The organism is Massilia sp. FBCC-B171, from assembly GCF_059134155.1.
Genome location: NZ_CP101443.1, coordinates 2674842 through 2687347, shown reverse-complemented (window position 1 = coordinate 2687347; position 12506 = coordinate 2674842). Strand labels below are relative to the sequence as shown.

Below are 12506 nucleotides of genomic sequence, written 5' to 3'. Positions count from 1 at the left end.
CGCCAGGCTCAGTCGCCGTCTTCCCGGAAGCGCCGCAAGGCCGCATCCACGATCCCCTCGGTACTGCCGGCCTCCGCATGCGCCTCGCGCAGCAGCTGGGCGTCGCTGCCGGTATGCGTCTCGCGGTAGATGTGTTCCAGCGCCGCCTCGCTGCCCAGGGCTTTCGCATGCGGCTCGAGCCGGCGCAAGGTGGCGAGGATGTCTTCGCGCAGCGAGATCGTCTCGTGGCTTTGCGGATGCACCAGGGTGCCGTCGAGGCCGAAGCGGCAGGCCTGGAAGCGGTTGTAGTTGTAGACCAGGTAGTCGTCTTCCAGCGGCGCCGGCTCGTTCCCTTCCAGCAGATAGCGGCACAGCGCCTGCAGGTAGCAGGCCAGCGCGGCGGCGCGTTCGACGGTCAGGGGCGTGTCGCAGACCCGCAGTTCGATCGTGCCGTATTCGGGTTTGGGGCGCAGGTCCCAATAAAAATCCTTCATGCTGCGCACGATGCCGGTGTTTTCCATGCGCGTGAAGTAGTCGCGCTCGAAGGCTTCCCAGCTCAGGAGAAACGGCGCGCGCCCCGACAGGGGGAAGGCGAACACGCTGTTCAGGCGCGCCGAATTGAACTGGGTGTCGCTGCCCTGCAGGAAGGGAGAAGAGCCCGAGAGCGCGATGAAATGCGGGATGTAGCGGTTCAGGGCGTGCAGCAGGTACAACGCCTGGTCGCCCGAGCTGCAGCCGATGTGCACGTGCTGGCCGAAGACCGTGAACTGCTTGGCGAGGTAGCCGTAGAGCGCCGAGACTTCGCGAAAGCGCGGCTTGGAGAAGATTTTGCGCTGCGACCACTGCTGGAACGGGTGGGTGCCGCCGCCGCACACGCCCACGTTCAGGCGGTCGCCCGCGCGCAGGAGCGTGTCGCGGATCTCGCGCAGTTCCTTGAGCAGCTCGCCGTGGTGGGTGTGCACGCTCGAATTAATCTCGAGCATGCTCTCGGTGATCTCGGGCGTGACGTTGCCGGGAAACGGCGCGCGCTCGAGAAGCTCGAGCATGTCGGGCGAGGCGGCCACGAGGTCGAAGTCGGACAGGCTGACCAGCTGCAGTTCCAGCTCGACGCCCATGGTGAGCGAATGCGATTGTGCGAAAGGTGGCAATGCCATCGTCAAGCCTCCTTGGTGTGGCGGGTTTCATTGGCCCAGACGACGGCGCGCTGGGTCAGGATCGGGCCGAGCACGTCGAGCAGCAGCATCACGGCCGCCAGCGGCGCCAGGCTGTCGAACAGGTCGACGCCGATCCAGCGCGTCTGCTCCATCAGCAGGATGGCGAACACCGCCATGGGCGTGAGCGCCAGGCCCGACAGCGCGCCCTTGCGCGCCGAAATGCCCGACACGCGCGCAAAAGCCGTGCAGACGCCGACCTTCACCACGCCGCGCACCAGCACCAGCAAGAGTCCCAGCGCGATCCCGCCGCCCAGGTGCTCGACCTCGACCTTGGTGGCCACAAAAAAGAACATGAGTACCGCCAGCAGGTCGCCCAGCACGCCGAAATTGCGCTGCGCGGGACTGAGGGCGATGCGGCGGTGGCGCGCGACGAGACCAAACGTAAGCGCGGCCAGCACCGGCGAGAACTGCAGCACGTGGGTGACCGCCACCAGCAGCACGACCGCCAGCGCGAAGGCCAGGGTGGCGTCGCGTGCGGCGTCGATCATGCGCAGCCAGAGCGGCACCAGGGCGCCGAACAGCGCGCCCAGGCCGGCCGAGGCAACCAGCACCAGCAGGCTGCTGCCGGCGGCCTGCACCAGGTCGCCCGAGGTCTGGAACAGGCCGATCCCGACCACGACGTTGAAGGTGAAGACCGCCATCACGCAGTTCAGGGCGGTCAGGTGCATGGCGCGTTCGGTCACCTGGCCGGCCGCGCCCTGCTCGTTCAGTACGCGCACGAGACCTGCCGGTGAACTCGACATCGCCAGCGAGGCCGTCAGCGCCGCAGCCAGCTGCTCCATGCCGAACATGCCGGCCACGATGTAGACGGCGGCAAAGGTGAGCGTGGCCTCGAGCACCGAGGTGGCGACGATCCACGGGTTGCTGCGCAGCCAGCGCAAATTGATGCGGTAGCCGAGTTCGAACAGGATCAGGCCGAAGCCCAGGTTCGCCAGCAGCATGAAGTTCTTCGATTCGGAGGGCGGCAGGTAGCCCGCGGCCAGGTTGCCGAACACGAAACCGCCCACGCCATACACGGCGATGCGCGGCAGCGCGGTCCAGCGGAAAATCAGTTCGCCGGCCATCCAGGCCAGTGCGATGGCCAGCGGCCAGGCAAGTTGCAAGCCGAGATCGGCATAGTCGAGCATGGGGTCTCCTCGATGGACGGCGGAAGTCCTGCGGGCGCAGCCACGCACCGGGCGGTGCGCCTTCCAAAAAACGGCCCCCGGACAAGGCGCCGGGGGCTCAAAAGAAACGCGAGAGCGTCTCATCGCTGATCGAGAGCCCATCCTGAGGGTAGCGCTCTCAACCAGGACATATTGCCTGAAATATATTCTATTGGCAACTACATTTGTGCGAACGTATTGACGCCTAAGGCACCTGCGCCACCGCGCAGCGCGACTTTTTCCCGACGACTTTGCAGCTGTTGCGCTCACGGCCATCAAGGTCCCAGACCTTGACCAGCCAGGCATCAGGCCCGGTACGCTCCATGGTCATGAAACCGAATCCGCCGATCCAGGAACTCATGTGCTCGACGACCGCCCCCGGCGCCGGCGTCATGCCCAGGGGCGGCATGGCCGGCAACGGCGCCGTGTCTTCGTCCGTGCCGGAAAAGCCGGACACGAACTGGGTCGGGTGGCCGCTGGAAAAGCTGAGCTGCTCCCACAGGTGCACATGGCCCGACAGCAGCATGCTGATCGAGGCCGGAAGAATGCCGGGATCGGCGTCGCCGAATGCGTCGAGCAGGCCCTTGTCGCCGCCGAACAGGGTCACGGCGCCGGTCTCGGCGTCGCGATTGGCCCCGAAGGCGAACAGCGGATGGTGGTCGACGCCGATGTTGTAGCGCGCGCCGCGCGCCAGCGCCGCGATCTTGCGATAGCTTTCGGCATACACGGCGCGGCGCGGATCGGTCCTGGGCAAACCCTTGTGGCTGGTATTGGCGGTATCGAAGACGATCAGCTGGGCGCCGGCGCCAAGCGGCACCGCATACGGGTCGCTGTGTTCTCCCACAGCGTCGTTGGCCGGCGAATCGCAATCGCGTCCGGATTGGAAGGGCCGCGGATCGAGCCAGCGCCACCAGCCCTGTCCCGCGCGCGTGCAGCTCTCGTGGTTGCCGCGTGCCAGCACCCAGGGCGCCGCCTGCAGCAACTTGCGCGCCGGGGTGAAGAAATCGGCGGCCCAGGCGTCGTAGCCGTAGCCGTAAGGACTGCCCGCGCAGCCTGCCTGGCCGGCCGGGCACGGGTCTTCGCGGTAGTGGTAGTCGCCGACGTGGATCACCAGGTCCGGTGCAAAGTCCGCAGCCCTGGCGGCCACGCGCGCGAAGGGAAAGCGCGCCAGGTCCTTGCAGTCCTGCGCCTGGCGGCCCTTCAGGCGGCAGCCGGTGTCGCCGATGACGACGATGCGCCTGGCTTCGCTGCGCGGCACCGGCAGGTCCAGCCCGGCGACGCTGGCCGTGACGCTGCCGGCGGCGATCGGCGCCTCGCAGGTCAGCATCGCGTTCGAAGGAGGCGTGTGGGGCTGTCCTGGGCGCGCCGGGATGGCGGACTTCGGCACCCGCACCCGCATCGGCAAGGCGCGGTTGTCGACCATCAGCGGCGGGCAGGCTGCCGCCGCCGTGATCAGGCGCGCGCTGGCAACACCGTCTTCGCCAAGCACGACGAAAGCGACGTCGTCCGGGCCGGGGTCGCTCACCAGGCTGGCGCAGCCGGCCAGCAGGAGGGCCGGCGCCAGGGCGGCAAGCCGGATTCGTGGGGAGAACATCATGTGCTTCTCCTTGCAAAAGTGGCAAATGTAGCACAGCAATCTGTCAGGATTGTGGCAAGCGCCGCAGGCGAACGCGGCCGCTCAGCGGTTTCAGCGTAACATTTTGCCAAATCGAAAGGGGAACGATGGAACACATACCGATGTGGCTGCAGGCAGGCTGTTGGGGGCTGGTGGCGGGCGGCGCGCTGCTGCTCGGGGCGATCGTCGGCTATCGCTTCGCCTTGCCGGTGCGGCTGGTGGCGGCGACCATGGCCTTCGGCAGCGGCGTGCTCATTTCCGCGCTCTCGTTCGAGCTGATGGAGGAAGCCTTTCACACCGGCGGCTTCCAGGCCACCGCGCTGGGTTTTCTCGGCGGCGCCCTGGCCTATACGCTGGTCAACTGGTGGCTGGCCCACGGCGGCGCGCGCCACCGCAAGCGTTCGGGCTGCCAGCCGAGCGAACAGGAACATGGCGGCAGCGGACGCGCGATTGCGGTGGGCGCCCTGCTCGACGGCATTCCCGAGTCGATCGTGATCGGCCTGTCGATGCTGGGCGGCGGCAAGGTCAGCCTGGTGGCGGTGTCGGCGATTTTCCTGTCGAACCTGCCAGAGGGCCTGTCGAGCGCGGCCGGCATGAAGAAGGCGGGCCGCAGCGCCGCCTACATCTTCGGCATCTGGGGCGCGATCGCGCTGGCCTCCGGCATCTCGGCGCTGGCCGGCTACACCCTGTTCGAAAGCGTCTCGCCGGCCATGGTGGCCGCCACCACGGCGATTGCGGCCGGCGCCATCCTCGCCATGCTGGCCGATACCATGATTCCCGAAGCCTTTGCCGAAGCCCACGATTTCGCGGGCCTGATCACGGTGCTGGGTTTTCTGGCGGCGTTTGCGCTCAGCAAGCTGGCCGGGTAATCAGGCCGCGGGCTCCCTGTCGATGCAAAACACTGCGCCAGCCACGCCTGCCATTCCCCGTCGCGGCGCTTGCCCTTACAATACGGGACGCCGCGCCCTGCGGCACAGATCCGACAGCTCCATCGAAAGCACCGCATGATTCTCCTGAAGGTCCCCTACGCCGAAAAAGACGAAGCCAAGGCACTGGGCGCACGCTGGAATCCGACCCGCAAATGCTGGTATGTCCCGGATGGCAAGGACAGCGCGCCCTTCGCGCAATGGATCGTTCCCGGCGCCGCCCCCGACGCTCCCGGCGGTGCGGCCAAGGCCCCCTCCTCGCGCGACGCCCACGGCGCCAAGCCGGTGATCGGTTCGCACTACCTGGAACTTCCCCACGCCTGCAATCCCTTCGAGGAGTGCAGCGAATGCCGCTTGACACTGCTCGAGAGTGGCTGGCTGGACGCGCACCTGGCGGTGCGCAAGCTGCTGGCGATACTCTGACGCGGCATAAATCCAACACTGCCTGCCCAAGCGTTCCGAATTCACCGGGCGCGCAGCCTATAATGTTGCGCGGCGCAAAAGTGCGCCCGCACCCGGCATAACGACACGAACAAGGACACGATGCACAGTGAACCCATCTCCCAGCGCCTGCGCACGCTGGTCCGCTCCCTGCCCCGCACCGGCGTCACGCTGGCCGAACTGGTGCACCGCGTCGGCGACGACGGCCTCCTGATCCTGGCGGCCCTGCTGACGCTGGTCTTCCTGATTCCGGTCTCGATCCCGGGCGTGTCGACCGTGTTCGGCGCCGCCATCCTGTTGATTGGTCTCGCGCGCCTGCTGCGCCGCGAGCTCTGGCTGCCGTCGCGCATCGGGCACCGCGTCATCGGCACGCGCAAGCTGCGCCCGCTGCTGCGCAAGGCCCTGCCCTGGCTGCAGAAGATCGAGCGCGTCAGCCGCCCGAACCGCATTCAGTGGCTGGTCGCCGAAGGCCCGATCGCCCACATGAACAATGCCTCGCTGATCCTGGGCGCCGTCCTGTTGATGATGCCTTTCGGCCTGATCCCGTTCAGCAACACCTTCCCGGCCGTGGCCCTGCTGTTCTTCGCCATCGGCCTCCTGCAGCGCGACGGCGTCTGCGTGCTGCTGGGCCACATCAGCAATATCGCGACCATCGCCTATTTCACCCTCCTGATCGGCGGCGGGGGTCTCGCGGCGCGCGAAGTCTTCCAGCGCATGACCACCTGAACACCAGGGCGCCTGCCCTGGTTTGTTTCTGGCAATTCTCGATCTATACTGGTGCTGCAATAACACCAACCACCTATATTGAGGAGACAGAATGTTCAGTCATGTGATGATCGGTTCGAACGATATCGAACGCTCGAAGCAGTTCTACGATGCCGTCCTGGCGACGCTGGGCGTGGGCGAGCCCTTCCGCAATACGTCCGCCACCGGCCACGCCCGCCTGTTCTACCGGCACGAAGGCAACAGCTTCGGCGTCACCGAGCCGATCAACGGCGAGGCCGCGAGCTGCGCCAACGGCGCCACCATCGGTTTCAAGTGCAGCTCGCCCGAACAGGTGAAGGAATTCCACGACGTCGCCGTGGCCAACGGCGGCACCTCCTGCGAAGACCCGCCGGGCCTGCGCGAAAGCGCGATGGGCGCGCTGCACCTGTCGTATGTGCGCGATCCGGATGGAAACAAGCTCTGCGCTTTGTATCGCCCGAAATAAACAGCAGACGCGCGGAAGACGGATGTCGTGCGCGCAGGAGTTAATCTCATTCTTCCGTGAGAGAACGCATAGACCGGTAAGGTGGGCGGCTGGATCGATGCAGCTGACGGTCCAGCGGCGCTAGGGCCGCCCACGCGTTCAACAGGCAGATGATGCGTTGCGAGATGTCAGATTGCGGTTGAACGCGTGGGCGGCATCCAGGCAAGAGGCACGCCTCCAGCCTGGTATAGCCGCCCACCCTACGGGTCTGCTCTTCGTGCTACTTCACCCGCTGCTTCTCCAGCTTCCTCGCCAGCGTGCGCCGATGCATGCCGAGGCGCCGGGCCGCCTCTGAAATATTGAAGTCGGTCTCGGCCAGCACCGCATGGATATGCTCCCACTCCAGCGTCTTGATGGAGGTCGAGCGGTTCGTCACCTCGATGTCGGCGCTGCCCGCCACGTGCCCGAACGCCGCTTCGATGTCGTCGGTGTTCGAGGGCTTGGCCAGGTACTGGCAGGCCCCGAGCTTGATCGCCTCCACCGCCGTGCCGATGCTGGCAAAGCCGGTCAGCACCACAATCAGCATCTCCGGGTCGTGCGCGTGCAGCAGCTGCACGCAGTTCAGGCCCGACGAATTGCCTTTTAACTTTAGGTCGACCACGGCGAAGCCGGGATCGTTGTCCTTCAAAACCTCGGCCGCTTCTTCGTAGCCAGGCGCGTGCAGCACGCGGTAGCCGCGCCGCTCGAAGGAACGGCCCAGGGTGCGGGCAAAGGCGTCGTCGTCCTCGACGATCAGGAGGACCGGCGTTTCAGTCTCAGACATGCTCGCCCTCCCCGCTCAGCGCAATCGAGGCCAGCGGGATCGTGAGCTTCACCTCCGCCCCGCCCTCCTCGCGGTTGCGCGCGATGACGCTTCCGCCCAGGGTACGCGCCACGTTCACCACCAGGAACAGGCCAACGCCGGCGCCGGGCCGGGTCTTGGTCGACTGGTAGGGTTTTCCGAACTGGGCCAGCATGCCTGGCGCAAAGCCGGGTCCTTTGTCGAACACGTCGAGGCGCAGCATGCCCTCCTCGACGCTGGCCTCGAAACGAACCCAGTCGGGCGAGGCTTCCAGTGCGTTGTCGAGCAGGTTGTCGATGGTTTGCTTGAGGGCCGAATCGAAGGCGACCGGGATGTCGTCAAGAATGCGGTTCTCGTATTCGAAGCCGGCCACCTTGCGGCTGTCTTCCCAGTCTTCGGCCAGGCCGTCGAGGAAGGTGTGGATGGTGGTCCTGACGGCCGACTCGCCGCGCGCGCTGCCGGCCGAGAGCAGGATGCCGCTGACGATGGACTTGCAGCGCTGGAGCTGGGTCTGCATCTCGGAGATTTCCTCGCGCAAGTCCTGGTTGTCGCGGAACTCAGGCATGCGCTTCCAGTCGCCCAGGATCACCGACAGGGTTGCCAGCGGCGTACCCAGCTCGTGGGCCGCGCCCGAGGCCAGCAGGCCCATGCGCACGATATGGTCTTCCTCGGCGGCGCGCTGGCGTAAATCGGCAAGCAGCGCGGCCTTGCTGCGCAGGGTCGCGCTGATGCGCGAAATGAAAATCACGAGCAGCGCGGCGTTGATCGCAAAGCACAGCAGCATGCCCTGCACGTACAGGCTGGCGATGCCGCGCGCATGGTCGAAGGGCAGCGCGAGCGGCTGGGCGAAAACGGCCAGCAAGGCCAGGCAAAGGAGAGTGATAAAAACAATAGTCCAGGTCGACCAAGCTTCGAGAAGCACGGCCGAGATGATGATCTGCAGCAGATACAGGAAGGCGAAGGGATTGGTGGTGCCGCCGGACAGGTAGAGCTGGACGGTCAAGGTGGCCACGTCGACCAGCAAGGCCATGAACAGCTCGCTGTTGGCGACGGGACGCCGTTCGTGCCAGCGCAGGTGGCTGGCGATATTGAAGGCGATCAGGCAGGCCAGCACCTGCAGCATGTGCACCAGCGGCAGGTTGATGTCGAAGACCAGGATGGCCGCGGCGATCGTGGTGATCTGGCCGATGACGGCGATCCAGCGCAGCTCGATGAGCTGCAGCATGTTTTTGTGGCCGGCCGCGTATTCGACGCTCGCCTCGGCCGAGGACGCCATCGACGGCGTAATTTTTGTTAGTAGATCAAGCTTTACTGCCATCGTCCTTTGCCTTGCGGTTTTCCCTGTTGCCGGCCCGGGCGACAAACACCCAGGCTCCAAGCACCATCACAGCAAGAGCATACCAAGTGATCGCATACACGAGGTGATTGTTTTGGAAGGAAATGACGGTCAGGCCGCCGACGGGCTTGTCGGGCGCGCCGGCCGGGTCCTGCCCGCGCGCCGCATCGACGAAGTATGGGGCGACCGCGCCCAGGCCGCGCGCGGCGGCAATGCCGGCCACGTCGCGCGAAAACCAGCGGTTCCTGGCAGGGTCGTTCTCGCGCAGGAAACCGCCGCCCGGTTCGGCGATGCGCAGCAAGCCGGTGAGCGCATGCGCATCGCCGACAGACCCGGCGCAGGGATTGCCGCTCGCCTTGCGCGCCGGATAACGGCCGCGCGCATCCTCGACGGACACAAAGCCGCGGTTGACCAGGACGATGCCATTCCCGGTGCACAGCGGCGTGACCAGCCAATAGCCGGCACCCAGGTCGGACAGTGCCTGCACCGGGGTCGTGTATTCGTAGAGGAAGTGTCCGGCGAGACGTACGTGCCGGTATTCGTGGGCTTCTTTTGAAACGGAAGTCGTGGGCGCCGCCACCGGCGGCGCCGAAACGCGCGTGTTCACGCGTTCGATCAGGGCCAGTTTCCATTGCAGGCGTTGCACCTGCCAGGTCCCCAGCCCCGCGAACAGCACGATCAGGAGCAGGCCGATGACTGCCAGCACGGTGCGCACCCAACCGCGGGGGCGCGCCGGCATGGCCGACTCGCTTGCTGCCGGACCGTGCCGGTCCATTACGGCATCTCGTGACCGCTGTGTCCGCCAGGAGCGCCCATCACGGCGTCGCCCATGCCGGGCATCATGTTGGCGTTCATGTGGTGCATGACCCAGATCGAACCGGCCAGGATGATGCCCAGCAGGACGATGGTCAGGATCAGCGCCATCATGTTCCAGCCTCCCTCGGACTTCGAGTTCATGTGCAGGAAATAGATCATGTGTACGACTACCTGGACGCCGGCAAAGCCCATGATCACGTAGCGCGTCATCGACGGGTCGAGGACATTGCCCATGACGAGCCAGAACGGGATCACCGTCAGGATCACGGCCAGCACGAAGCCGATCGTGTAATCCTTGGCGCTGTAGTGCACTGCATGTGCGTCATGGCCGTGGCCATGGTCGGCGTGGTGGCCGTGGTTGTGATGTTCGCTCATGGCAGGGTTCCCATCAGGTAAACAAAGGTGAAGACGAAGACCCAGACCACGTCCAGGAAGTGCCAGAACAGCGACAGACAGGCCATGCGGCGCAGGTTTTCCACCGACAGGCCGTGCTTTGCCAGCTGGACCATCAGCGTCACCAGCCAGACGATACCGAACAGCACGTGCAGGCCGTGGGTGCCGACCAGCGAGAAGAAGGCCGTCAGGAAGGCGCTGCGCGCAGGACCGGCACCTTCGTGGATCAGGTGGTAGAACTCATACAGTTCCAGGCCCAGGAAGCAGGCGCCGAGGATACCGGTGATGCCGAGCCAGAGCTGGGCTTTGGCCAGGTTTTTCGCCTGGGCCGAGATCATCGCGAAGCCGAAGGTGATCGACGACACCAGCAGGAAGGCGGTGTTGATGCCGACCAGGGTCAGGTCGAACAGCTCGGCGCCCGACGGACCGCCGGCATAGCTGCGGCCCAACACGGCATAGGTCGCGAACAGGCTGGCGAAGATGAGGCAGTCGCTCATCAGGTAGATCCAGAAACCGAGCATGGTGCCGTGTTCCGGATGATGCTCGCGCACGTGGTAGCGCGCGCCGGCGTCGGCGCCCGGGGCGCCGGTCATGGTTGCGTTAATTTCAGACATGGGCTTCCAGCAATTTAGTGCGTGCATTCTCGGTGCGGGTCACTTCTTCCGCCGAGATGTAGTAGTCACGCTTGTAGTTGAACGTGTGGACAATGGTTGCCACGATCGTCGCCACGAAGGCGAGTCCGGTCAGCAGCCACATGTGCCAGATGATCGCGAAACCGACCACCATCGACAGTGCCGAGATCACGAAACCGGCCCAGGTGTTCTTCGGCATGTGAATCGCGACGTAGTCGGTCAGCGGACGGGTCCAGCCATTCTTCTTCATGTCGGCGAAGGTGTCGTTGTCTTCCACGCGCGGGGTGAAGGCGAAGTTGTAGTCCGGGGGAGGCGACGAGGTCGCCCACTCCAGCGTACGGCCATCCCACGGGTCGCCAGTGACGTCGACGTTCTTCTTGCGGTCGCGCCAGGAAACGAAGATCTGCATCAGGAGGGCCGCGATACCGCCGGCGATCATCAGCGTGCCGACGAAGGAGACGATGAACAGCCCCTGCAGCTCGGGATCTTCGAAGTGGCTCGAACGGCGGGTCACGCCCATGAAGCCCAGGATGTAACCCGGCAGGAAAGCGACCCAGAAACCGATCGACCACAGCCAGAACGAGACCACACCCCAGAATTTGTTCAGCTTGAAGCCGAACATCTTCGGGAACCAGTAGTTAAAGCCCGCGAACAGACCGAACAGCACGCCGCCGATGATGACGTTATGGAAGTGCGAAGTCAGGAACAGCGAGTTGTGCAGCACGAAGTCGGCCGCAGGGATCGCCAGCATCACGCCGGTCATGCCGCCGATGGTGAAGGTCAGCATGAACGACACGGTCCACATCATTGGCAGCTCGAAGCGGATACGGCCGCGGTACATCGTAAACAGCCAGTTGAAGATCTTCGCGCCGGTCGGGATCGAGATGATCATCGTCGTGATGCCGAAGAACGCGTTGACGCTCGCCCCCGAACCCATGGTGAAGAAGTGGTGCAGCCAAACAAGGTATGACAACACCATAATGACGACAGTCGCATAGACCATGGAGGTATAGCCGAACAGGCGCTTGCTCGAGAAGGTCGAGACGACTTCCGAGAAGATGCCGAAGGCCGGCAGGATCAGGATGTAGACCTCCGGGTGGCCCCAGATCCAGATCAGGTTCACGTACAGCATGGCGTTGCCGCCCTTGTCGTTCGTGAAGAAGTTGGTGTCGAACAGACGGTCCATGCCCAGCATCGCCAGGGTGGCGGTCAGGATCGGGAAGGACATCACGATCAGGATGTTGGTGCACAGCGAAGTCCAGGTGAACACCGGCATCTTCATCAGGTCCATGCCGGGAGCGCGCATCTTGACGATGGTGACGATCAGGTTGACACCTGATAACAATGTCCCGACGCCCGCAATCTGCAATGACCATATGTAATAGTCGACGCCGACACCCGGACTGGCCAGGATGCCCGACAGCGGCGGGAAGGCCAGCCAGCCAGTACGCGCGAATTCACCCACGAACAGCGAAGCCATGACCAGCACCGCGCCCATGGTCGTCATCCAGAACGAGAAATTGTTCAGGAAGGGGAAAGCCACGTCGCGGGCGCCGATCTGCAGCGGCACGACGTAGTTCATCAGGCCCGTCACGAACGGCATCGCCACGAAGAAGATCATGATCACGCCGTGGGCGGTGAAGACCTGGTCGTAGTGGTGCGGCGGCAGGAAGCCGGCGTTCTCGCCGAAGGAGAGCGCTTGCTGGGCGCGCATCATGAGTGCGTCGGCAAAGCCGCGCAGGAACATGACCAGGCCCAGGATCATGTACATGATGCCGATTTTCTTGTGGTCGATACTGGTGATCCAGTCGCGCCACAGCGTGCCCCACAGGCGGAAGTAGGAGATCAGGCCGATCAGGGCCGCTCCGCCGACGAGGACGCCTGCGAAGGTAGCGAGCAGGATAGGCTCATGGAACGGAATCGCGTCCCAGCTGAGCCGTCCGAAGATTAGCTTCGTCAAGTCAAATGAGTCTTGCATG

At 64.8% G+C, this 12506-nt stretch carries 13 protein-coding genes; 4 read left to right on the top strand and 9 right to left on the bottom strand.

The annotated features are described in order from the left end of the window. Positions 1-8: 8 nt before the first annotated feature. The 3 genes from NMB41_RS12220 to NMB41_RS12210 all read right to left on the bottom strand — a co-directional run bounded on the left by NMB41_RS12220 (position 9) and on the right by NMB41_RS12210 (position 3935). The gene (locus NMB41_RS12220) at positions 9-1133 is read right to left on the bottom strand and encodes a YbdK family carboxylate-amine ligase (protein WP_494382709.1); all 1125 of its coding nucleotides are present in this window, start codon (positions 1131-1133) and stop codon (positions 9-11) included. 2 nt (positions 1134-1135) lie between these two features. Next, a complete protein-coding gene (locus NMB41_RS12215; protein WP_494382708.1) occupies positions 1136-2320 on the bottom strand; it encodes a cation:proton antiporter in 1185 nt (394 codons plus the stop codon). Positions 2321-2543: 223 nt separating this feature from the next. Then, positions 2544-3935, bottom strand: coding sequence for a metallophosphoesterase family protein (locus tag NMB41_RS12210; RefSeq protein WP_494382707.1), 1392 nt, complete (start codon positions 3933-3935; stop codon positions 2544-2546). 125 nt (positions 3936-4060) lie between these two features. Here NMB41_RS12210 and NMB41_RS12205 point away from each other — a divergent pair, with 125 nt between their 5' ends. From NMB41_RS12205 to NMB41_RS12190, 4 genes are all read left to right on the top strand, one after another. Further along, complete coding sequence (locus NMB41_RS12205) at positions 4061-4822, top strand: ZIP family metal transporter (protein WP_494382706.1); 762 nt, start codon at positions 4061-4063, stop codon at positions 4820-4822. A gap of 135 nt (positions 4823-4957) precedes the next feature. Beyond that, the gene (locus NMB41_RS12200) at positions 4958-5302 is read left to right on the top strand and encodes a DUF5710 domain-containing protein (protein ID WP_494382705.1); all 345 of its coding nucleotides are present in this window, start codon (positions 4958-4960) and stop codon (positions 5300-5302) included. Positions 5303-5422: 120 nt separating this feature from the next. Beyond that, the gene (locus NMB41_RS12195; protein ID WP_494382704.1) at positions 5423-6046 is read left to right on the top strand and encodes an exopolysaccharide biosynthesis protein; all 624 of its coding nucleotides are present in this window, start codon (positions 5423-5425) and stop codon (positions 6044-6046) included. 91 nt (positions 6047-6137) lie between these two features. Then, complete coding sequence (locus NMB41_RS12190; protein WP_494382703.1) at positions 6138-6530, top strand: VOC family protein; 393 nt, start codon at positions 6138-6140, stop codon at positions 6528-6530. 259 nt (positions 6531-6789) lie between these two features. Here NMB41_RS12190 and NMB41_RS12185 read toward each other — a convergent pair whose 3' ends face one another. From NMB41_RS12185 to cyoB, 6 genes are read right to left on the bottom strand one after another with little or no spacing between them, the layout of a single operon-like run. Then, positions 6790-7332 (bottom strand): response regulator transcription factor, encoded by a 543-nt coding sequence (locus NMB41_RS12185; protein ID WP_494382702.1) that lies wholly within the window; start codon positions 7330-7332, stop codon positions 6790-6792. After that, positions 7325-8668, bottom strand: a complete 1344-nt coding sequence (locus NMB41_RS12180; protein WP_494382701.1) for an ATP-binding protein — start codon at positions 8666-8668, stop codon at positions 7325-7327. Before NMB41_RS12180 ends, NMB41_RS12185 begins: the two co-directional genes overlap by 8 nt. Next, positions 8652-9461 carry an SURF1 family protein gene (locus tag NMB41_RS12175; protein WP_494382700.1) on the bottom strand — a complete coding sequence of 270 codons (810 nt, stop codon included), beginning with the start codon at positions 9459-9461 and terminating at the stop codon, positions 8652-8654. Before NMB41_RS12175 ends, NMB41_RS12180 begins: the two co-directional genes overlap by 17 nt. Then, on the bottom strand, positions 9461-9877 hold the full coding sequence (cyoD, locus tag NMB41_RS12170) for a cytochrome o ubiquinol oxidase subunit IV (protein WP_494382699.1): 417 nt from the start codon (positions 9875-9877) through the stop codon (positions 9461-9463). Before cyoD ends, NMB41_RS12175 begins: the two co-directional genes overlap by 1 nt. Further along, on the bottom strand, positions 9874-10509 hold the full coding sequence (gene cyoC, locus NMB41_RS12165) for a cytochrome o ubiquinol oxidase subunit III (protein WP_494382698.1): 636 nt from the start codon (positions 10507-10509) through the stop codon (positions 9874-9876). Before cyoC ends, cyoD begins: the two co-directional genes overlap by 4 nt. Further along, positions 10502-12505 (bottom strand): cytochrome o ubiquinol oxidase subunit I, encoded by a 2004-nt coding sequence (gene cyoB, locus NMB41_RS12160; RefSeq protein WP_494382697.1) that lies wholly within the window; start codon positions 12503-12505, stop codon positions 10502-10504. Before cyoB ends, cyoC begins: the two co-directional genes overlap by 8 nt. Position 12506: the final 1 nt, after the last annotated feature.